Genomic DNA, 19,786 nt, shown 5'->3' with positions numbered 1-19,786 from the left:
CCGTTGACACCGACACGCGCGCCCGCCCGGGCGAGCCCCGCCGCGATCGCGGCGCCGATGCCCTGTGTCGATCCGGTGACAAGGGCGGTACGGCCCTCGAGGTTCAGCTCCATCAGCGTGCTCCCAGTCCGGCCGGCCGTCTCCCCCTCCAGTCCGATCATGAATGAGCCGCGCCGCGACCGCAGCGGGTGAGGGGCCGACCGGACCCGGCGGAAACCGCGAGCCGTGCGCGACGACCGCTCCGGCGGAGTCCCGCGGCGGGCGTGATCCGCCGCGGGACTCCGGCCGGTACGGGCATGGCGCCGGAGCGGGGTTATTCCTGGATCTGGATGGCCAGGGCCGGGCAGACCGCCGCCGCGTGGCGGGTGTCGTCGGCCTGGTCCGGGGTCGGGTCGGAGGTGAGGAGGACCGCGATGCCGTCCTCGTCACGCTGGTCGAACACATCCGCGGCGGCGACCACGCACTGTCCGGATGCCACGCACTTGTCCTGGTCGAGAATGACCTTCACGATATCTCCTTTGAGGGCGCTGTTCGTCGGGCTGAGAAGTTGTGGGGCTGGGGGTTACGGGCCCGGAGCCGGGCCCGGCCAGTCACCGGGATCACCAGGTGACGGGCAGCTCGTAGACCCCGTACACGACGCCGTCGTGCTTGAACGGGATCTGTTCGAGGCCGGCCGCCAGTCGCAGGCCGGGGATGCGCTTGTACAGGGTGCTGTAGACGACCTGGAGTTCCAGCCGGGCCAGCGGCTGGCCCAGGCACTGGTGCACTCCGAATCCGAAGGCCACGTGGTGGCGGGCGTCGCGCCGGATGTCGAGGCGGTCGGGGTCCGGGAATGCCTCGGGGTCGCGGTTGGCGATGTCGGTGGCGAAGACCAGCCCGTCGCCGGCGTGGATGCGCCGGCCCGCGATGTCGATGTCTTCGAGGGCGACCCGGCGCCGGCCGTTGTGCACGATGTTGAGGTAGCGCAGCAGTTCTTCCACGGCCGAGGCGACCAGCTTGGGATCGTCCGTGTCACGCAGGATCGCGAGCTGGTCCGGGTGTTCGAGCAGGGCGAGCGTACCGAGCGCGATCATGTTCGCGGTGGTCTCGTGCCCGGCGATCAGCAGCAGCACGCCCATCTGGGCCGCTTCCTGGCGGGTCAGCTCTCCGGCCTTCACCCGCCCGGCCAGCCCGGACAGCAGGTCGTCGGCGGGCGCGGCGAGTTTCTCGCCCATGAGGTCGTCCAGATAGCCGCTCAGCGCGGCCATGGCGGCGTTCCGCTCCTCGGGTTCGGCGTCGCGCTTGATGACGACCTTGCTGTTGTCCTGGAAGAAGTCGTGGTCGCTGTAGGGGACTCCGAGCAGTTCGCAGATCACCAGCGAGGGCACCGGCAGGGCGAACGCGTCGACCAGGTCGACCGGTTTCGGGCCGGCCAGCATGCCGTCGATCAGGTCGTCGACGATCTTCTGGATGGCCGGCCGCAGTGCCGCCACCCGTTTGATGGCGAAGGGCGCCGTCACCATGCGCCGCATCCGGGCGTGTTCGGGGTCATCCATCAGGATGAAACTGCCGGTCCCGGAGCGACTGCCGGGGGCGACCGCCGTCTGGAGCGGGTAGCCGGGCCGGGTGATGTCCGCACTGACCCGCGGGTCGGCGAGCAGAGCCCGCTGCTCGGCGTACCGCGTCACCATCCACGGTGTGCTGCCGTCCCACAGACGGATTTTGGCGAGCGGGGCCTCCTGCTGCTTGGCCATCGCGGTCGGAGGCGGGTCGAAGGGGCAGCCCGCCGCCCTGGTCATGGGGAAATCGGGGATGTCGGCCGGGAGTTCGCCGGCCGTGGGGACCGTGCTGGTCATCCTGTACTCCAAGGGGGGTGTGTTGTGTCGCGTTGTTGTGTCGCGTGTTGCGTTGTTGTCGCGGTCGGAAAGTGGTGTGGGGGTACGCCCGGCCGGGCCCGGGTCAGTGGGCCCGGGTCACCGGACCCGAGCGGGCAGCCGCGCCGCGGGGAGGGCCTGCGCGGCGCGGACGGCAGGGAGTCAGTGCGCCGCGGACGCGGAGTCGGACGCGGCGAGCGCGTCCGCGACCTCTTGGCGGCGCATGCGCGCCTGCTTGGGCATGTTCCAGCCGAGTACGCCGGTGACCTCGCCGTCGCGTCTGTAGCGCGCGACGAATCGCCCGGTCTCCGGGTCGCCGTCGACCACGGTCACTTCGGCGTCGGCGGGGAGCACGCCGTACACCTGGATCCTGGTGCCGAACTGGTCGGTCCAGAAGTACGGCACGGGGGTGTACGGCCGGTCGCCGCCGAGGATGTCGGCCGCGACGGCGACAGCCTGTTCGGTGGCGTTGGTACGGTTCTCAAGCCGCAGCAGCGTGCCGAGCTGGTCGTGGTGCCACCGTGCGACGTCCCCGACGGCGTAGATCCCGTCGGCAGCCCGGCAGCGTGAGTCGCACACCAGGCCGTTGTCCACCGGCAGACCGCTGTCGTGGAGCCATCCGGTGACCGGGTCGCCTCCGATCGCCACTACGACCAGGTCGGCCGGCAGCACCTCGCCGGTGTCCAGGCTCACCCCGGTGACCGTGCCCCGGGCGCCGGTCAGTCCGCGTACGCCCGTTCCCATACGGAGGCGTACCCCGCGCTCGGTGTGGAGTTCGGCGAGCCGGTGGGCGACCGGCCGGCCGAGCTGGCTCGCCATGGGGGCCCGCTGAGGACCAGCGAGGGTGACGTCCAGGCCCATGGTCCGGGCGGTGGCGGCGACTTCGGCGCCGAGCACTCCGTCCCCGACGACCACCAGCCGCGCGCACCGCAGCAGACCGGCGCGCAGCGCCAGCGCGTCGTCGAGGGTGCGCAGGACATGGACCCCGGCCAGACCTGCCTGCCCGGGAAGGGTTCTGGGGCTCGTGCCGGTGGCTACGACAATGGTGTCGGCGCGCAGTGTCCGTCCGGACGCGGTGCGCACGGAACGTGCCGGTGCGTCCATGCCGACGGCCGGGTCGCCGAGGACGAACTCGGCGTCCAGTGCCGCCAGTACGTCTCGCGGTCGCAGCAGAGCCCGGTCCGGCTGCCAGGCGCCGGAGAGCACCTGCTTGGACAACGGCGGCCGGTCGTACGGCAGATGGGGCTCCGCGCCCAGTACGGTCACCGCGCCCGGGTAGCCGCCCCGCCGCAGGGCTTCCACCGTGGCGAGGCCGGCGGCGGACGCGCCGACCACAAGGACGCCGGCGGGGGCGGTCACGCCCCCTCGCCCAGCGAGATCGCGGCGGCCGGACACACACTGGCGGCCTCCCGGACGACGGCGTGCAGCGGCTCGGGCGGGGCCGCGTCGAGCAGCACCACCACGCCGTCCTCGTCACGCTGGTCGAACACGTCCGGGGCGAGCAGCACACACTGGCCCGCGCCGCAGCACATGGCCTCGTCCACCGTTACCTTCATCGTCGGCACTCCTGCGGTTCGCGTAATTGCATGGGGGGGTCGTTCCTTCCTCAGGCGTGTGAGACGGGTGCCAGCAGCAACGCGACGATCGCGTCGACCAGGCCCGTACCGGCGTCGCGCCAACTGGATCGTGGGGTGGGGGTGCCCTGGGCGAGCGCGCGCTCCCGCTCGGCGCACATGTGCACCATGAGCTGTCGGGCCATGTCATTGCGCTCGGCCCGCACATCGGCGGGCAGGCCGGCGAGGCACCGGTCGAGTCCGTCCGCGATCCGGTGCAGCGACGGCGAGCTGAGCGATTCCTGGACCATGATGTCGCGCAGGGCCGGGTCGGTCATGACCTGCGCGCCGAACCTGGCGTACCAGGTGGGGCTGCCCAGCGCGTCGAGATATTCGGTGACCGGGCGCACCAGACAGGCGACCCAGTCCCGGGTGTCGGTGGAGCCGTCGGCCTCGGTGACCATCCGCAGGCGCAGCCGCTCTATCCCCTCGTTGTGTCTGTGCGCGATCGCCCGTACGAGATCCGCCTTGGTACCGAAGTGGTAGCCGACCGCCGCATTGTTGCCCTGCCCCGCGGCTTCGCTCACTTGGCGATTGGAAATTGCGAATACGCCGTGTTCCGCGAACAGCCGCTCCGCCGCGGTGAGGATCAGCTCCCGTGTCGCGTCGGCCCGGGCCGTACGGACGGCCTTGCCCGTCATGGTCACCACCGCACCGGCAGTTCGCGGAGTCCGCCGACGACAAGGCCCTCCACCCGGCGCAGCTCCCGCGCCGGTACGGCCAGTTCCAGCGAGGGAAGCCGGCGCAGCAGCACCGAGAGGACCGCCTGGAGTTCGGTACGGGCCAGAGCCTGTCCGAGGCAGGAGTGCGGGCCGACGCCGAAGGCGAGATGCGGATTCGGGCTCCGGCCCAGATCCATCTCCCCGGCGCCGTCGAACGCGTACTCGTCGCGGTTGGCCGCGGCCATGCTGCACACCACGGTCGTGCCCGGCGGCAGCACGGCTCCGCCGACCTCGACCTCCTGGTCGAGATACCGCGGCATGCCGAACCCGGGGTTCGCGTCGTACCGCAGCGCCTCCTCCACCGCGGAGCGCACCAGCGAGCGGTCCGCGACCAGCCGTTCCCAGAGCCGCCGGTCGGCCAGCAGCATGCCGGCCATCTTCCCGATCATGTTCGCCGTCGTCTCGTGCCCGGCGACCAGCAGCCCCTGGCCGGTGCCCACCAGCTCCGCGTCGGTCAGACCGCCGCCGTCGGCATCCGTACCGGCGATCAGCTCGCTGAGCAGGTCTTCGCCCGGCTCGGCCCGCCTGGCCGCGACCTGGCCGGCCATGTACGAGGCGAATTCCCGCTGTGCCGCGTCGATCTCGGCCTGGGTGTAGCGGGTCAGATTGAGCAGGGTGTCGGACCAGTGGGCGAACTTGTCGCGGTCCGAGTCGGGGACACCGAGCAGATCGCAGATCACCCACACCGGCAGCGGGAAGCCGAGGCTCGCCTTCAGGTCCGCCGGATGGCCGCGCTCCACCATCTCGTCGACGAGCCGGTCGGCCATCTCCTCGATGCCGGGCCGCAGCGCCGCCATCCGCTTGGCGGTGAACCACCGGCCGACCATCCGGCGCCACCGCTGATGTCCCTCGCCGCCCTGGGGAAGCGTGTTCGCCATGGAGCCGTTGAACACCCCGCCCGACCCGTCGGCCGAAACGCGTGCGGCGCCGACGGCGCTGAGCCGCCGGGTGAACCGCGGGTCGGACAGCACCTGTTTCACATCGTCGTAGCGGGTCAGCAGCGAGGCCTCGTCACCACTGGGCAGCTTCACCCGGGCGACCGGGCACTGGTCCCGCAGCCGCTCCCACTCCGCCGGGGGCTCCAGCGCGGCCGCGCTGGAGATCGGATAGCTCAGCACCTGATCGCTCTCACTGTGGCTCATCGCATGTCTCCTCGAAGCCGGCTCTGCGTCGAAGCTGGATTTGCGCTTGTGATCAGTTAACTGTGGCCCTGGGGGTAATGCAAGCGACTGACTTAATTTCGCCCCCCAGGCATCCGCGCCCCGGACGAAGGCGGTCCCGCCGGAGGAACTCAGCTCCGGGCGAGGTCCGAGGCCTCCTGCGGGACAGCGGATACGGCCGTACGCTCCCCCAGGGCCGCCTTGCGGCCGGGGATGGCGAGGGTGATGGCGGCCGCGACCAGCGCGACGCCTCCGCCGATGAGCATGCCCGTACGGAACCCGTTCTCCGAGGCGATCTCGTACCCGCCCATCCGGACGGTCATCTGCGCCAGGACGACACCGACGACGGCGGCCGAGACAGAGGTGCCCACGGAGCGCATGAGCGCGTTGAAGCCGTTGGCGGCCGCCGTCTCGGACTGGGGTACGGCGGACATGATGAGCGCGGGCATGGCACCGTACGCCAGGGCGACGCCCGTACTGCCGATGCAGACGACGATCATCAGGCCCCAGGCCTCGCCCATCAGGAACAGGGACGAGATGTAGCCGGCGGCGATGACCAGGGACCCGACGAACAGGGTGACCTTGGGGCCGCGGGCCGCGGAGAGCTTCGCGCCCACCGGGGAGAGGGCCATCATGAACAGGCCTCCGGGCATCATCCACAGACCCGCGGCGAGCATCGACTGTCCGAGACCGTAGCCGGTGGCCTCGGGGAGCTGGAGCAACTGCGGCACGATGAGCGACTGCGCGTACATCGAGAAGCCGACGACGACCGAGGCGAGGTTCGTCAGCAGGACCTGGCGCCTGGCCGTGACCCGCAGGTCGACGAGCGGGTCGGTGACGCGCAGCTCCCAGCGGCCCCAGAGCAGCAGCAGCACGACGCCCGTGGCGGACAGGCCGAGTGTGGTGCCGCTCGTCCAGCCCCAGTCGGCGCCCTTGGAGACCGTCAGCAGCAGGCACAGCAGTCCGGAGCCCAGCCCGGCGGCGCCCACGTAGTCGAAGCCGCCGCGCCCGGTGGGCTCGATGCGCGGTACGACCCGCCAGATCAGCACACCGATCACGGCGCCGAGGCCGGCCGAGCCCCAGAACAGGACGCGCCAGCTCATGTTCTCGGCCACGGCGGCGGCGATCGGCAGGCCGAGTGCCCCGCCGATCCCCAGGGAGGCGCTGATGAGGGCGATGGAGGAGCCCACCCGCTCGGCCGGTACGACATCGCGTACGGCGCTGATGCCCAGCGGGACGATGCCCATGCCCATGCCCTGGAGGGCCCGTCCGATCACCATGGGAGCGAGCGAGTCGGCCAGGGCGCAGGTCACCGAGCCCGCCACCAGCGGCAGTATCGAGACGAGCAGCATGCGCCGCTTGCCGAACATGTCGCCGAGCCGGCCCATGACCGGAGTGCAGATCGCCCCCGCCAGCAGGGTGGCGATCACCGCCCAGGACGCGTTGGAGGCGGTGGTGTGCAGGATCTGCGGCAGCTCGCCGACGAGCGGCACCACCAGGGTCTGCATCAGGGCGGCGACGATTCCGGCGCACGCCAGCACGATCACGGTCCCCCCGGAATGCGGACCGGGGCCGGCGTGCACGCTGGGGCCGGACTGTTGGGCGTTCACGTTGTTTCCTCCATGGCGGAACCGCGGACGGGGATGTGCATCATGCAAACGATGAGCATCGTACACGCGATATGCATCATGCACATCCGGTGGTATACAAGAGGAAAGACCCGGCAAAGAAACGATGAAGGAGGATCACCGTGACGACGGAAAGCCGACGACGGCTGGAGCGCGAGCTGATGCTCCTGGGACGCCACTCCGTCACAACACCCCGGGGCAAGCGCGGCGGTGGCCTGATGGACCGCAGCGCGTACCTGCTGCTCAGCAGGATCGAGCTGGAGGGCCCGATGTCGGTCGCGGAGCTGTCGGACGCCTTCGGCCTCGGCGTGTCGACGCTCAACCGGCAGACCTCGGCGATGCTACGGGCCGGCCTGGTCGACCGGGTGCCGGATCCCGACGGCGGCATAGCCCGCAAATTCCGTATCACGTCCGTCGGCCGGGACCGGCTGCACAAGGAGCGTGACGTCGTGGTCAACGGGCTCGGGCGCGTACTGGAAAACTGGAGCCCCGAGGAGGTCACGGCCTTCTCGGACGCGCTGGAGCGGTTCAACTCCGACGTGGAGCGTTATGTGGGCCGCCCCTGGCCACGCCCTTGCGAGGACGCGTCGCCGGAGGCGGTGGCGTCCGCGAGTACGGAGTAGCCGGAGCGGCCGAAGCCATAGCCGTAGCAGCCCGAGCAGCCGGAGCCGTCGACGGCCCGCCCGCCGACGCGGACGTACCGCTCACAACGCGCGCTTCGTTCCCGGCCGGACGGTTTTCGGACTCATTTCCCCCGGACCGCCGGAATGCCGCCGGAGGACGACGTCCCGAGCCTATGCTTCTACAGCAGTGTAGATAATGCGCGGGGCGGTACGGCTCTCCCGGCCGCTCCGGGCGACACGTAACAGAGAAGGAGTGAACGCCACGATGGTGTTCAAGCGGCTGCTCGGCTCACTCGGCGTCGGCGGTCCGGAGGTGGACACGGTCCTCGACGCGGACGCGGTGCTGCCCGGCGGCGCACTGACCGGACAGGTCCATATGAAGGGCGGCGGCGCCGACTTCACGGTCGAGCACATCACCCTGGAGCTTGTGGCCCGGGTCGAGGCCGAGCACGACGGCGGGGAGTCGGACGGGACGGTCGTCTTCGACCGCTTCACCGTCGGCGGCAACTTCCGTCTCGCCGAGAACGAACGGCTCAGTATCCCGTTCAGCGTGGTGCTGCCCTGGGAGACCCCGGTCACCGAACTGTACGGCCAGCCCCTGGGGATCGCCCTCGGCGTCCGCACCGAGCTGTCGGTGGCCGGCGCCAGGGACAAGGGCGACCTCGACCAGCTCTCCGTACGGCCGCTGCCGGTCCAGGAGGCGATCCTCGAAGCCCTCGGACAGCTCGGCTTCGGGTTCAAGTCCGCGGACCTGGAGTACGGGCACATCCGCGGCACGGGTCAGCAACTGCCCTTCTACCAGGAGATCGAGCTCACCCCTCCCGCGCAGTACGCGCACCAGGTGAACGAGATCGAGGTGACCTTCCTCGCCAATCCCGGCGGGATGGAGGTGGTCCTGGAGGCCGACAAGCGCGGCGGCCTCTTCTCCGGCGGCCATGACGCGGTGACCCGTTTCACCGTCAGCCACTACGACGTCGGACAGGTCAACTGGTATGCCGAAGTCGACGGCTGGATGCGTCAGTTGATCGAACACCGAGCGGCGTACGGCGCCCATGGCTCGCACGGCTCACACGCTTCGTACGGGCACGGCGACGCCCATCATGGCGGCGGGCACTACGGCCACGGCGGACATCATCATGACGAGGGGCACGGCCAGCGCTCCGGGCCCGGTATGGGCACCGTGATCGCCGCCGGGGCCGCAGGGCTGGCCGTCGGCGTGGTCGGCGGGATGGTCGCGGCCGAAGTGGTGGACGAGGTCGGCGACTTCTTCGAAGGTGACGACGAGGAGGGCGACGAGGGCTGACGCGCCCTCGCCGCCACAGCGTGTCCGGGCCGCCCCTTCCCGGCGGCCCGGACTCGCTTGCCCCGCACCCGTTTCATGGCGCTGCCGGACGCAGGGCGCCGACCGGCCGCAGCGAGCAACCAATTTCTACAGTGCTGTAGATTTCGGTTACGGTCACCGGGGCGCCGAGCGGACGCCCCCGGACACGGGAAAGGGAAACGACATGGGTGTGAGCCTCGGCAAGGGCGGCAATGTCTCGCTGAGCAAGGAAGCCCCGGGACTGACCGCGGTACTGGTCGGACTGGGCTGGGACGTGCGTACGACCACGGGCGCCGACTACGACCTCGACGCCAGCGCCCTGCTGCTGAACGACTCCGGCAAAGTCGCCTCCGACCGGCACTTCGTCTTCTACAACAACCTGACCAGCCCGGACGGTTCGGTGGAGCACACCGGCGACAACCTCACGGGTGAGGGCGAGGGCGACGACGAGTCCATCAGGGTCGACCTGGCCTCCGTACCGGCGGACATCACGAGGATCGTTTTCCCGGTGTCGATCCACGACGCCGACAACCGCGGCCAGAGCTTCGGCCAGGTCCGGGGTGCCTTCATCCGGGTGGTGAACCAGGCGGGCGGCGCCGAGATCGCCCGCTACGACCTGAGCGAGGACGCGGCGACCGAGACCGCGATGGTCTTCGGCGAGCTCTACAGGAACGGGGCGGAGTGGAAGTTCCGCGCGGTCGGCCAGGGGTACGCCTCCGGCCTGGCCGGTATCGCCGCCGACTTCGGCGTGGCCGTCTGACAGCCGTACGTCCGCACGAGCCGGGTCCGGTCGGTCACCTGACCGGCCGGGCAGGGCCCAGTGCTCTGCCGGTCCGGTCCTAGAGGTTGTAGCCGCCCGATACCTCGATGTTCTGGGCGGTGACCCAGCGGCTCTCGTCGGAGACCAGTGTCGCGATCATCGCTCCGATGTCGTCGGGTTCACCGACCCGGCCGAGCGCGGTCTTCGCGGCGAGGGCCGGGACGACCTCGGGGAACCGGGTGAAGGCGTCGTCGCCGATCCGGGTGCGGGTCGATCCCGGCGAGACGGCGTTGACACGGATGCCCCGTGTGCTGAATTCCTTGGCCATGTACCGGGTCAGCACGTCCAGGCCGCCCTTCATCGACGCGTAAACCGAGTAGCCGGGCTCCACGCCGGTGGCCGTCGTCGCCGAGCTGCTGCTCGTGTTGACGATGGCCCCGCCGTCCGCCATCAGGGGCAGCAGCTTCTGCGTCAGGAAGTACGGTCCCTTGAGCAGCACCCGCATGAGGCCGTCGAACATCTCCTCGGTCATGTCCTCGATCAACGACGTCTGTGCGAAACCCGCGTTGTTCACCAGGTAGTCGAAGGTGTCGCGCCGCCAGGTGTCGCGCAGCGCGTCGGCCACCGAGTCACGGAAGGCCGCGAAGGTACCGGACTCACCGACGTTCAGCGGCAGTGCGACGGCGGTGCCGCCCTCCTTCTCGATGGCGGCGGCCGTCTCCAGCCCTCCTCGCGGGTTGTTGGCGTAGGTCAGGATGACTCCGGTTCCGCGCCTGGCGATCTCGATCGCGGCGCTCTGTCCGATGCCGGAGCTGGCGCCCGTGACGATGGCGACCTTCATGGTGTTCCTCCTGGGGATGCGGTCGTGCTTGCGTGTACGTGCGTATGGGTGCGTGCGTGTGTGAGTGAGTGAGCCGGCAGCGCTATGCGGCGGAGGCTGCGGGCAGCACTCTGGCGAGCCAGTCGGTACGGGTCCGCCGGGCCGTGGCCGAGATCTGCGCCTGCGGGTAGAGCGCGTCGAACCCGTGGAAGCCGCCCGCCCAGACATGGAGTTCGGCCTGACCGCCGGCCGCCCAGATGCGGGTGGCGTATTCGGCGTCCTCGTCACGGAAGACCTCGGCGGAACCGGTGTCGATGTACGTGGTCGGCAGACCCGAAAGGTCGTCGGCCAGCGAGGGCGAGACGTATACGGGTATCTCGTCGTCCGTGAGGTCCCCGAGGACACAGCGCCATCCGAACTCGTTCATCTCGCGTGTCCAGACGCCGGGCCCGCCCGCGTACTGGCGGCTGGAGGTGCTGCCGCCGCGGTGGTCGAGCATGGGGCAGATCAGCATCTGCGCGGCGATCGCCGGAGTGCCGAGGTCGCGGGCCAGCAGGCTGACACCGGCGGCGAGGCCACCGCCCGCGCTGGCCCCCGCGACAACGATCCGGGCGGGATCGACGCCCAGTTCGGCGGAGTGCTCGGCGACCCAGAGCAGTCCCTGGTAGCAGTCGTCGACCAGGGCGGTGCCGGTGGCCTCCGGCGCGAGCCGGTAGTCCACGGAGACCACGACCGCGCCGAACGCGTCGAGCCACTCCAGCGGGATGTCGATCTGCGAGAAGCGGTCGCCCATGACCATTCCGCCGCCGTGCATCCAGTAGACGCAGGGTGCGGCGGCGGTGCGATCGGTGTTCGCGGGACTGAAGACCGACAGGGGAATCGGGGCGCCGTCCTTGGCGGGCAGGGTGAACTCGCGCCGCTCGACCTGCCGGTGGGCGAGGAGGGACTCGACGGGGGCCGACGGGAGCCGGCGCAGTTGTGCGAGCAGTTCAGGGCTGAGCTGGGACATGAGGGGCATGTCGGCGAGCAGCTCGTTCAGTTCGGGGTCCAGGCCGGGTCGTGCCGTGGTCATGGTGCCGCCTTTCGTGGGGTGGTCTCGACGGGGTGGTGTCGTACGGAGTGGTGTCGACGGGTGGTTTCGTACGGTGCGACCCGCGGGTCAGAAGGCGGCCCTGCCACGAACCGGCACGTAGTCGGTGTACTCGGACTCCTTGGCCAGCAGTCCGTCGATCCGCGCCACGATGGCCTGGGCGGCCTCACCCGCGAAGATCCGGTGGTGGTCCTCCTCGCTGGTCCAGCCCTCGGTGACATGGACGACGTCGGGGTCGGACGCGGAACGGGACACGAGGTAGACGACGCAGTACTCGCTCGCGCCGGGGCTTCCCTCGTCCAGGCCGGTCAGCAGCAGGTCGACCAGCCGGTCGCCCATTCCGGGCTTGGCGGTCAGGGTGGCGTTGAAGCCGTAATCGGCGATCATGGATGCCTTCTTCCACAGCGATGGGGTTCGCGTTGATGTGCGCGATGGAGTGCGGTGATTCCATTGAACCCGCGTGACCTGCGGAAACGTTAGAACGATGCTCGCTTGTGCTTGCATGATCCTCGCGATGACGGGAGCCGTGGCACGCGATGGTGCTGCAATGGACACATGCATCTCGAAGAGCTACGCACCCTGCTGGACCGGCATGCCCGGCCCGACTGGACCACCCCCGTCGACGGCGTCCTCATCTCGAAGGTCGACCAGCCGGATCCGCCGGCGCCCTCGATGACCGGCACGGTGCTGGCGGTCATCGCCCAGGGCTCCAAACGGCTCGCTCTGGGCGACCGGGTGTACGAGTACGGCGCCGGGCAGTACCTGATCGCGTCGGTCGACCTGCCCGTGACCGGACAGTTCACCCAGGCCGAGCCCGAGCGGCCGGCGCTGGGGTTCGGTCTCGTACTGGAACCGTCCGTCGTCGCCGAGTTGCTGCTGCGGGCCGGGGCCGAGGAGACTCCCCGCGCCGGCGGAGGCGCGCCGTCGGGGATCGCCGTCAGCGATGCCCCGGCCGCGCTGCTCGACGCGGTGGTCCGGCTGCTGCGCCTGCTCGACGAGCCCAGGGACCGGGCCGTACTGGCCCCGCTGATCAAGCGCGAGATCCTGTGGCGGCTGATCACCGGCGCGCAGGGCGCGACGGTCCGTCAACTGGGACTGGCCGACAGCAGTCTCAGCCATGTCTCCCAGGCCGTGCGCTGGATCCGCGAGCACTACGCGCAGCCGTTCCGGGTCGAGGATGTCGCGCGGCTGTCCGGCATGAGCGTCTCCGCCTTCTACCGCAACTTCCAGGCGGTGACGGCGATGAGCCCCATCCAGTTCCAGAAGCAGATCCGGCTTCAGGAGGCCCGGCTGCTGCTCGCCACGCACCCGGGGGACGTCACGGGCGTCGGTCAGCGTGTCGGCTATGACAACGCGTCACAGTTCAGCCGTGAGTACCGCCGCCAGTTCGGCGCGCCTCCCAGCCAGGACGCCGTCCGCCTGCGCCGCAGTGTGCGCTCCCCGGCGGGGGTCCTTCCCTGAGCGGCCAATTCGGGCGAGTTGATCACGTCCCGCCCGCAGCACCGCCGAATTCCGCCACCGCCTCGAACAGATGGAGTGACTGTTCGACGACGCCCTCGCAGGAGAACGGGAAGCTGCCGTCCGCCCAGTTCAGGAGAATCTGGTTCACGCCGCCGACCACGGCCATGGACATCGCGGTGATGTCGATTCCCGGGTCGGGCCAGTCCTCACGGAGCAGCGACTCCACCAGGTCGGCCATGTGCCGCATCCCGCGCCGCCGTTCCTTCGCCGCGAGCGGGCCGGCCGCGAGAGATTCGATGAGCTTGACGTGCCCCTTGCGCGGATCGTCGGTGACTCCGCGCGCCAGCACGACGAGTATGCCCCGCGCCCTGTCACGACGGGTTCCAGCCGTGTCAAGGGCGTCCTGGCACCTCGCGAGTTCTTCCTGGTTGATCTCTTTGAGGATTTCCGCCATCAACTCGTCGAGAGATGAGAAATTCTCTGCGAAATATCTGTCCTGCAGCCTGCTGCGGCGCAGCACCGCGCGGATCGAAGTCCGGGGATAGCCCTGGGTGTGGAACAAATCGAGCCCGGCCTCCATGATGCGGCGCCGCCGCGCCGAGACCCGTTCCTCGGCGGTCATACCGTCATAAGTTCTCATGCCACCAGACCCCTCGTGCCCCATGCGCCCCGCACAGCATCTGATGGCACGCGCCACCAGATAGGTGTACGGTCGATGATATCAGGACTAAATCAGACAAATTTTGACCCGGTGGACAACTACCGCCGATGGCCGTCAGAACGAGGCACGCCAGGGACAGCGCAACCGAGAGAAGCACCTGCCATGAATGTGAATCACCTGTTCATCGGGGGGAAGTGGACGGCACCCGCCGGCGACGACACCATCGCCGTCACCTCCGCCAGTACCGGTGAACATCTGGGCTCGGCTCCGGCCGGAGTGGAGATGGACGTGGACCGCGCCGTCCAGGCGGCCCGCTCCGCGTTCGACGGACCGGGCGGGTGGCCCACCTGGGAGCCGGAGCGCCGCGCCGCGGTCATGATGAGGCTCGCGGAAGCGCTGGACGCCGGAAGCGAGACGATGGCACGCACCGTCAGCGCACAGAACGGCATGCCGATCTCCACCGCCGAGCTCTACGAGGGCCAGGTCCCGGCCATGCTGTTGCGTTATTACGCAGGCCTGGCCGTCGACTCGTCCGGTGAGGAACACCGCGTCGGCCTGCCCCAGGGCACCACGATGGTCCGCCGGGAACCCGTGGGCGTGGTGGCGGCCGTCATGACCTGGAACTTTCCCCAGACCATGGCCTTCTTCAAGGTCGCTCCCGCCCTGGCCGCGGGCTGCACACTCGTACTCAAGCCGGCGCCGCAGACGGTGCTGGACCCGGCGCTGCTGGCGGGCGCGATCGAGTCGGCGGGCTTCCCCGAGGGCGTGATCAACATCGTGCCCGGCGGGCCGGAGGTAGGCGCGTACCTGGTCTCCCACCCCGGTGTCGACAAGGTGTCGTTCACCGGATCGACCGCGGCGGGCCGTCGGATCGCCGCGGCGTGCGCGGAGCTGCTACGGCCGGTCACCCTGGAGTTGGGAGGCAAGTCGGCCGCGGTCATCCTCGACGACGCGGACCTGGACTCGCACACCGAACAGCTCTTCATGGCCAGCCTGATCAACAACGGCCAGACCTGCTACGCCAGCACCAGGATCCTCGCCCCCCGCAGCCGCTATCCCGAGATCGTGGAGCTCTACACCGCGATGGCGGGAGGCGCGGTGGTGGGCGACGCGCTCGACCACACCACGCAGATCGGCCCGCTCGTCAGCGATCGGCAGCGGGACCGTGTGGAGGGCTATGTCCGCAAGGGCCTCAGCGAGGGTGCCCGGCTGACCACGGGAGGGGGCCGGCCGGCCGGATTCGACCGGGGCTGGTTCGTCGAACCGACCGTATTCGCCGACGTGGACAACTCGTCCACCATCGCGCAGGAAGAGATCTTCGGCCCTGTCCTGACCATCACGCCGTACGACGGTGAGGACGACGCCGTACGCCTCGCCAACGACTCGGCGTACGGACTGGCAGGCACGGTATGGACCTCCGACCTCGACCGGGGCGCCCGCGTCGCGCGGCGTATCCGTACCGGCACCGTGGGGCTCAACGGCTATCTCCCCGACGTCACCTCCCCCTACGGCGGTATGAAGGCCAGTGGCCTCGGCAGGGAACTGGGCCCCGAAGGACTCCACGCGTACCAGGAACTCCAGTCGATCTTCCACCCATGACCGGTCGGTCCACCGCCGGTGACCGGCTTGTCCGCCGTCCATGACCGGACGTCCACCGCGGTGACCGGAGCAGAACCGGAGAACACCGATGAACGCCACGGAAAGCTACGACTACATCATCGTCGGCGCCGGGAGCGCCGGGTGCGTACTCGCCAACCGCCTCAGCCGCGACAGCTCCGCCCGCGTACTCCTGATCGAAGCCGGAAGCCCCGACACCGACGAGAACCTGCACATACCAGCCGCGCTCGGAACGCTGTTCAAGTCGGACATGGACTGGAACTACTGGACGGTGGAGCAGTCCCCGCCGGGCCGTACGTTCTACTGGCCCCGGGGCAAGCCCTGGACTGGGGTCTCGACTACAACGACGACTTCGCCGGGCCGTCACCTCTCGGCGCCGGCCTGTACCAGGTGACATGCCACAACGGGCGCCGTTGTTCCACCGCGGACGCCTATCTGCGCCCGGTCCTGACCCGTCCCAATCTCACCGTACGCTCCGACACGCTGGTGACGCGGATCGTTCTCACGGGTTCCAGGGCGACCGGCGTGTGCTGCCTCGTGGACGGAGCGAAGGAGACCGTGTACGCCGATGAGGAAGTTGTCGTCTGCGCGGGAGCCGTCAACTCACCCCAGCTACTGCTGCTGTCCGGGATGGGTCCCCCGGACGAGCTCGGTGATCTGGACATCGACGTACGCGTACCACTGCCGGGAGTGGGGCGGAACCTTCAGGATCAACTGCTGCCCCCCGTCGTCTGGGAGACCAGGAACTCCAGCGACATCATCCGGGACCTGCTCACACCTGAGCATCTGGAACTGTGGCGTACCACCGGCGGCGGGCCGTTCGCCTCCAATTACGGAGAGGTCGGCGCGTTCCTCAGCGCCACCGAAGGCGGGGACAGACCCCGCATCCAACTGACCGGCGGTGCCACCGCGTTGATCCTCAGCGGAGAGGAGGTACCGCAGCGGCCGGTGTTCACGATGAACTCGACCGTCCTGAATCCGGTGGCGCGTGGGATCGTCCGCCTGGCGTCCGCCGATCCACAGGCACACCCGCTCATCGATCCCCGGTACTTCGACGATCCCATGGATCTGAACCTCTTGACCGAGGGACTACGGGCGATGACCGGCATCGCCCACTGCCCGCCCTTCGCCGACCACCTCGCCCGGCCCTACCTTCCGGACACCGCAGACCTCGACTCGCTCGATGACGCGGCATGGCAGGACCACATCCGCACATGGAGCGCCACGTGCTACCACCCGGTGGGTACCTGCGCCATGGATGACGGCTCAGAGTCCGTGGTGAACTCCCAGCTCAAGGTGCACGGTGTGGACGGCCTGCGCGTCGTGGATGCCTCGGTCATGCCAACGGTGACCAGCGGAAACACCAACGCGCCCACCATCATGATCGCGGAGAAGGCCGCCGCACTCATCCGAGCGCACACTCAGGGCCTGTCCTGGACCGCGTCGAGCAGCAGTTTCGCAGCCACCGTCGTCCCGTCGGGGCTGATCATGGCGGCCACGGCCGCCGCCCGGGCGCGAGTATCGGAAGTCAGGGCCGTCTTGAGCGCGGCGGACAGGGACTCGAAGGTCGGAGTCGGGCCGTCGTGTGCCGTGCCGATGCCCAGTTCGGCCACGCGGCCTGCCCAGTACGGCTGGTCCACCGCCTGCGGCACCACCACCTGGGGCGCGCCGGTCCGGGCGGCCGTCGTCGTCGTACCCGCGCCGCCGTGGTGCACCACGGCTGCCACCTGGCCGAACAGTGCCTGATGGTTGACCTCGCCGACGACGTAGCAGTCGTCCCGGTCGTCGATCAGGGCCAGATCCGCCCAGCCACGGGCCACGACCGCGCGGCGGCCCTGCGCGCGGATCGCCTCGACGGCCACCTGGGCCGCGTCCGTCGAGCGGTGCATGGGCATGCTGCCGAAGCCCACGTACACCGGCGGTTCACCGGCCTCCAGGAACGCCACCAGCCCGGCCGGGAGCGGGCGTTCGTCCGGCGGGAACCAGGCACCGGTCTGCACCACGCCGAGGTCCGCCGGTTCCTGCCACGGATCCAGGACCGGGTCCGTCGCCAGCCACGGCTGTTCGCCGATGACATAGTCGCGGACGTTGTCCACCGGGGGCAGGCCGGCCGACTCCCGGTTCGTGTTGAGCGCCTCACCGAAGAGCGCGTCGATGCTCTGGGCGTCCAGGTCCCACAGCACCCGGTTGTCGGTCACCCCCGCCGGGAACGGCCGGCCCGGATACGCCAACGGCGGGTGGTGCGGCGACGGCAGGGTGAGCTTCTGGAAGGCCACGTACACGGAGCGGATGCCCAGTCTCTCGGCCACCGACCGCGCGCCGGCCGCAGCGGGCATCACACCGGTCGCCACCAGCGCGTCACATCCCTCGGCCGCCGCGGTGACCGCGTCGAACTGGCCGGCGATCATCTCGGCGGCGCGCCGGGGCAGATCGGCCACCGTGGACGACGACGGCGCCGCGGTCGTCAACGCGCGCGCCGACCGGCCGAAGGGCATCAGTGGTACGCCGACTCCGGCCAGCCGCTGCGCGAAGTCGTCGTCCGGCGGCGCGCACACCCGTACCTCCGCGCCGAGTTCCCGCAACCGCACCGCGAGTCCCACCAACGGTTCGACATCCCCGCGCGACCCGTAGGTCGACAACAACACACGCACTTCGTGACTCCCGTTTCCGCAGGTTCTGGCCTCGGCCGGTGATTCTGCGGTACAACCGGGGCCTTGCCGCAAGCCCCCCGGTGCGCTATACGTTGAGCACGGCAAGGAGCGGGTTACCTCCTTGCCTTTCCTTTTGCCCTCCGCGTCCTCCCCTCCGTCCGCTCCCTTCGTTCCCTTCGCCCTCGGCGTGCGGACCGCTGCTCCGAATGGCCTGATGGATGGAGTGATGCATGGAGTGAGGAAAGGAGCGGACCGATGGGTTCGACCACGGGTTATGACTATGTCGTCGTGGGCGCGGGGACGGCCGGATGCGTGCTCGCCGCCCGGCTGACGGAGGACGAGAACGTCCGGGTGCTTCTGCTGGAGGCCGGTGCCCGGGATCCGCTGGAGCTGATGGCTGTGCCGGGTGCCTGGCCGGCCCTGATGGGGAGTACGGCCGACTGGGGCGGTACGACCGTCGTACAGGCGGCGACGGGAACGGCGATTCCCGCGCCCCGGGGACGAGGGCTGGGCGGTTCCTCCAGCATCAACGGACTGAACTTCATCCGTGGCCATCGCTCCAGCTACGACATATGGCCCGAGCAGGGCGCCACGGGATGGGGATTCGACGATCTCCTGCCGTACATGCGGCGGAGTGAAACGGCCGAGGGACACGATCCCGCGCTGCGCGGCCAGGACGGTCCGCTGACGGTGGGGCCTCCGGCCGAGCCCAATCCCCTGGTGGCCGCGTGTGTCGACGCGGCGGTGGAGACGGGGTACGCGCGCGCGGACGACATCAGTGGCGGCCTGGAGACAGGTTTAGGCTGGTGCGACAACAACATCGCGGACGGCGTACGCCAGAGCTCGGCCGACGCGTACCTCCGGCCGGTCATGGCCCGGGCGAACCTCGATGTGGTGACCGATGCCCTTGTACTGCGCCTGGTGGTGACCGACGGCCGGTGCCGTGGGGTCGAGTACACGAAGGACGGTGTGATCAGCTCCGCGGAGTGCGCCGAGGAGGTCGTGTTGACGGCGGGCACGATCGGCTCCGCCCAGCTACTGCTGCTGTCCGGGATCGGACCGGCGGACCATCTGCGCGCGGTGGGAGTGGACGTGGTGCTCGACCTGCCGGGCGTGGGGGCCAATCTGCACGACCACCCCATGTCGACCCTCACGTACACCACCCGGCGACCCGTCCCGCAGAACATGAGCAACCCTCCGGGTGAGGCGATGGGGATGGTACGGACCGGCCCCGACGTGGCCGTACCGGATCTGCAGATCCTCTTCGCCAGCCTGCCCTACCGCGCCCCGTCCCTGCCGGGACCCGAGAGCGGTTACACGATCGCCTTCTCGGCGGTGAATCCCCGCAGCCGCGGATCGGTACGTCTCGCGAACGCGGAACCCGGAGCGACACCCCTCGTGGACCCCGGCTACCTCGGCGACAGCCGCGACATCGAGACGATGGCAACCGGTCTGCGGGTGGCCCGTCGGATCGGCGAGGCGGACGCGCTGAGTGCCTGGCGGGACGAGGAGGCGCTGCCGGGCCCAGGTACGACCGACGGCGACGCCTTCCACGACTACCTCGGCAGGAGCCTGCTGGTCTACTTCCACTACGCGGGCACCTGCCGCATCGGCCAGGACGGAACCACCAGCGTCGTCGACCCCGCGCTCCGGGTACGGGGTGTCACCGGGCTCCGTGTGGCGGACGCGTCCGTCATGCCGTCCATCGTGAACTCCAACACGAACGCGGCTGTCTACGCGATCGCCGAACGCGCCGCGTCCCTCATCAACGAGCAGGCGACTGCCGGTCGTTGACGGATGGCGCGC

General features: G+C 69.8%; 19 protein-coding genes and 2 pseudogenes. 8 read left to right on the top strand and 13 right to left on the bottom strand.

Annotated features, from left to right (window positions below):
* The 8 genes and pseudogenes from WH07_RS38920 to WH07_RS18480 all read right to left on the bottom strand — a co-directional run.
* Window positions 1-113 (bottom strand): annotated as a pseudogene (locus tag WH07_RS38920) (oxidoreductase); the annotation flags it as partial.
* A 200-nt stretch (window positions 114-313) separates the two neighbouring features.
* Window positions 314-508, bottom strand: coding sequence for a ferredoxin (locus WH07_RS18510; RefSeq protein ID WP_046501181.1), 195 nt, complete (start codon window positions 506-508; stop codon window positions 314-316).
* Window positions 509-599: 91 nt separating this feature from the next.
* Window positions 600-1,835 carry a cytochrome P450 gene (locus tag WH07_RS18505; protein ID WP_046501179.1) on the bottom strand — a complete coding sequence of 412 codons (1,236 nt, stop codon included), beginning with the start codon at window positions 1,833-1,835 and terminating at the stop codon, window positions 600-602.
* Window positions 1,836-2,015: 180 nt separating this feature from the next.
* The gene (locus WH07_RS18500) at window positions 2,016-3,212 is read right to left on the bottom strand and encodes an NAD(P)/FAD-dependent oxidoreductase (protein WP_046501177.1); all 1,197 of its coding nucleotides are present in this window, start codon (window positions 3,210-3,212) and stop codon (window positions 2,016-2,018) included.
* A complete protein-coding gene (locus tag WH07_RS18495; RefSeq protein WP_046501173.1) occupies window positions 3,209-3,409 on the bottom strand; it encodes a ferredoxin in 201 nt (66 codons plus the stop codon). Before WH07_RS18495 ends, WH07_RS18500 begins: the two co-directional genes overlap by 4 nt.
* A 50-nt stretch (window positions 3,410-3,459) precedes the next feature.
* Window positions 3,460-4,107 carry a TetR/AcrR family transcriptional regulator gene (locus WH07_RS18490; RefSeq protein WP_046501172.1) on the bottom strand — a complete coding sequence of 216 codons (648 nt, stop codon included), beginning with the start codon at window positions 4,105-4,107 and terminating at the stop codon, window positions 3,460-3,462.
* A 2-nt stretch (window positions 4,108-4,109) separates the two neighbouring features.
* On the bottom strand, window positions 4,110-5,330 hold the full coding sequence (locus WH07_RS18485; RefSeq protein WP_046501171.1) for a cytochrome P450: 1,221 nt from the start codon (window positions 5,328-5,330) through the stop codon (window positions 4,110-4,112).
* Window positions 5,331-5,479: 149 nt separating this feature from the next.
* Window positions 5,480-6,958 carry an MFS transporter gene (locus WH07_RS18480; protein ID WP_408645866.1) on the bottom strand — a complete coding sequence of 493 codons (1,479 nt, stop codon included), beginning with the start codon at window positions 6,956-6,958 and terminating at the stop codon, window positions 5,480-5,482.
* Between the two features lie 179 nt (window positions 6,959-7,137).
* On the opposite strand from WH07_RS18480, the gene WH07_RS18475 reads away from it, so the two are divergent.
* From WH07_RS18475 to WH07_RS18465, 3 genes are all read left to right on the top strand, one after another.
* Complete coding sequence (locus tag WH07_RS18475) at window positions 7,138-7,599, top strand: MarR family winged helix-turn-helix transcriptional regulator (RefSeq protein WP_046501191.1); 462 nt, start codon at window positions 7,138-7,140, stop codon at window positions 7,597-7,599.
* A 265-nt stretch (window positions 7,600-7,864) separates the two neighbouring features.
* Window positions 7,865-8,902, top strand: coding sequence for a sporulation protein (locus WH07_RS18470; protein ID WP_046501169.1), 1,038 nt, complete (start codon window positions 7,865-7,867; stop codon window positions 8,900-8,902).
* A gap of 202 nt (window positions 8,903-9,104) precedes the next feature.
* Window positions 9,105-9,680, top strand: a complete 576-nt coding sequence (locus WH07_RS18465) for a TerD family protein (protein WP_046501168.1) — start codon at window positions 9,105-9,107, stop codon at window positions 9,678-9,680.
* 79 nt (window positions 9,681-9,759) lie between these two features.
* Here WH07_RS18465 and WH07_RS18460 read toward each other — a convergent pair whose 3' ends face one another.
* The 3 genes from WH07_RS18460 to WH07_RS18450 form a co-directional block, all read right to left on the bottom strand.
* A complete protein-coding gene (locus WH07_RS18460) occupies window positions 9,760-10,521 on the bottom strand; it encodes an SDR family NAD(P)-dependent oxidoreductase (protein ID WP_046501167.1) in 762 nt (253 codons plus the stop codon).
* 82 nt (window positions 10,522-10,603) lie between these two features.
* The gene (locus WH07_RS18455; RefSeq protein ID WP_046501166.1) at window positions 10,604-11,572 is read right to left on the bottom strand and encodes an alpha/beta hydrolase; all 969 of its coding nucleotides are present in this window, start codon (window positions 11,570-11,572) and stop codon (window positions 10,604-10,606) included.
* 87 nt (window positions 11,573-11,659) lie between these two features.
* Entirely contained in the window at window positions 11,660-11,977 is a 318-nt protein-coding gene (locus WH07_RS18450; RefSeq protein ID WP_046501165.1) for a putative quinol monooxygenase, read from the bottom strand.
* A 168-nt stretch (window positions 11,978-12,145) separates the two neighbouring features.
* Between WH07_RS18450 and WH07_RS18445 the strand changes: the two genes are divergently transcribed.
* Window positions 12,146-13,051 carry an AraC family transcriptional regulator gene (locus WH07_RS18445; protein WP_046501164.1) on the top strand — a complete coding sequence of 302 codons (906 nt, stop codon included), beginning with the start codon at window positions 12,146-12,148 and terminating at the stop codon, window positions 13,049-13,051.
* Window positions 13,052-13,073: 22 nt separating this feature from the next.
* Here WH07_RS18445 and WH07_RS18440 read toward each other — a convergent pair whose 3' ends face one another.
* The gene (locus WH07_RS18440) at window positions 13,074-13,673 is read right to left on the bottom strand and encodes a TetR/AcrR family transcriptional regulator (RefSeq protein ID WP_046501162.1); all 600 of its coding nucleotides are present in this window, start codon (window positions 13,671-13,673) and stop codon (window positions 13,074-13,076) included.
* A 201-nt stretch (window positions 13,674-13,874) separates the two neighbouring features.
* Between WH07_RS18440 and WH07_RS18435 the strand changes: the two genes are divergently transcribed.
* The 3 genes and pseudogenes from WH07_RS18435 to WH07_RS37720 all read left to right on the top strand — a co-directional run.
* On the top strand, window positions 13,875-15,311 hold the full coding sequence (locus WH07_RS18435) for an aldehyde dehydrogenase (protein WP_046501161.1): 1,437 nt from the start codon (window positions 13,875-13,877) through the stop codon (window positions 15,309-15,311).
* 88 nt (window positions 15,312-15,399) lie between these two features.
* Entirely contained in the window at window positions 15,400-15,723 is a 324-nt protein-coding gene (locus WH07_RS41240) for an NAD(P)-binding protein (protein WP_052744465.1), read from the top strand.
* A pseudogene (locus WH07_RS37720) lies at window positions 15,720-16,706 on the top strand (GMC family oxidoreductase); the annotation flags it as partial. The gene WH07_RS41240 and the pseudogene WH07_RS37720, both read left to right, overlap by 4 nt.
* 44 nt (window positions 16,707-16,750) lie before the next feature.
* Here the strand turns inward: WH07_RS37720 and WH07_RS18425 are convergent.
* Entirely contained in the window at window positions 16,751-17,974 is a 1,224-nt protein-coding gene (locus tag WH07_RS18425; protein ID WP_198533836.1) for a glycosyltransferase, read from the bottom strand.
* Between the two features lie 261 nt (window positions 17,975-18,235).
* Here WH07_RS18425 and WH07_RS18420 point away from each other — a divergent pair, with 261 nt between their 5' ends.
* Complete coding sequence (locus WH07_RS18420; RefSeq protein WP_046501157.1) at window positions 18,236-19,774, top strand: GMC family oxidoreductase; 1,539 nt, start codon at window positions 18,236-18,238, stop codon at window positions 19,772-19,774.
* The last annotated feature ends 12 nt before the right edge of the window (window positions 19,775-19,786 follow it).

Source organism: Streptomyces odonnellii (genome assembly GCF_000981895.1).
Classification (GTDB): domain Bacteria; phylum Actinomycetota; class Actinomycetes; order Streptomycetales; family Streptomycetaceae; genus Streptomyces; species Streptomyces odonnellii.
Note: the sequence above shows the minus strand (reverse complement) of the source record. Positions and strands in the feature narration are given on the sequence as shown.

What these genes read in the sequence shown, in the direction of transcription:
- WH07_RS18505 (WP_046501179.1), bottom strand. Translation starts at nt 1,835, where the DNA reads ATGACCAGCACGGTCCCCACGGCCGGCGAACTCCCGGCCGACATCCCC.
- WH07_RS18495 (WP_046501173.1), bottom strand. Translation starts at nt 3,409, where the DNA reads ATGAAGGTAACGGTGGACGAGGCCATGTGCTGCGGCGCGGGCCAGTGT.
- WH07_RS18490 (WP_046501172.1), bottom strand. Translation starts at nt 4,107, where the DNA reads ATGACGGGCAAGGCCGTCCGTACGGCCCGGGCCGACGCGACACGGGAG.
- WH07_RS18485 (WP_046501171.1), bottom strand. Translation starts at nt 5,330, where the DNA reads ATGAGCCACAGTGAGAGCGATCAGGTGCTGAGCTATCCGATCTCCAGC.
- WH07_RS18475 (WP_046501191.1), top strand. Translation starts at nt 7,138, where the DNA reads ATGCTCCTGGGACGCCACTCCGTCACAACACCCCGGGGCAAGCGCGGC.
- WH07_RS18470 (WP_046501169.1), top strand. Translation starts at nt 7,865, where the DNA reads ATGGTGTTCAAGCGGCTGCTCGGCTCACTCGGCGTCGGCGGTCCGGAG.
- WH07_RS18465 (WP_046501168.1), top strand. Translation starts at nt 9,105, where the DNA reads ATGGGTGTGAGCCTCGGCAAGGGCGGCAATGTCTCGCTGAGCAAGGAA.
- WH07_RS18460 (WP_046501167.1), bottom strand. Translation starts at nt 10,521, where the DNA reads ATGAAGGTCGCCATCGTCACGGGCGCCAGCTCCGGCATCGGACAGAGC.
- WH07_RS18455 (WP_046501166.1), bottom strand. Translation starts at nt 11,572, where the DNA reads ATGACCACGGCACGACCCGGCCTGGACCCCGAACTGAACGAGCTGCTC.
- WH07_RS18450 (WP_046501165.1), bottom strand. Translation starts at nt 11,977, where the DNA reads ATGATCGCCGATTACGGCTTCAACGCCACCCTGACCGCCAAGCCCGGA.
- WH07_RS18445 (WP_046501164.1), top strand. Translation starts at nt 12,146, where the DNA reads ATGCATCTCGAAGAGCTACGCACCCTGCTGGACCGGCATGCCCGGCCC.
- WH07_RS18440 (WP_046501162.1), bottom strand. Translation starts at nt 13,673, where the DNA reads ATGACCGCCGAGGAACGGGTCTCGGCGCGGCGGCGCCGCATCATGGAG.
- WH07_RS18435 (WP_046501161.1), top strand. Translation starts at nt 13,875, where the DNA reads ATGAATGTGAATCACCTGTTCATCGGGGGGAAGTGGACGGCACCCGCC.
- WH07_RS41240 (WP_052744465.1), top strand. Translation starts at nt 15,400, where the DNA reads ATGAACGCCACGGAAAGCTACGACTACATCATCGTCGGCGCCGGGAGC.
- WH07_RS18420 (WP_046501157.1), top strand. Translation starts at nt 18,236, where the DNA reads ATGGGTTCGACCACGGGTTATGACTATGTCGTCGTGGGCGCGGGGACG.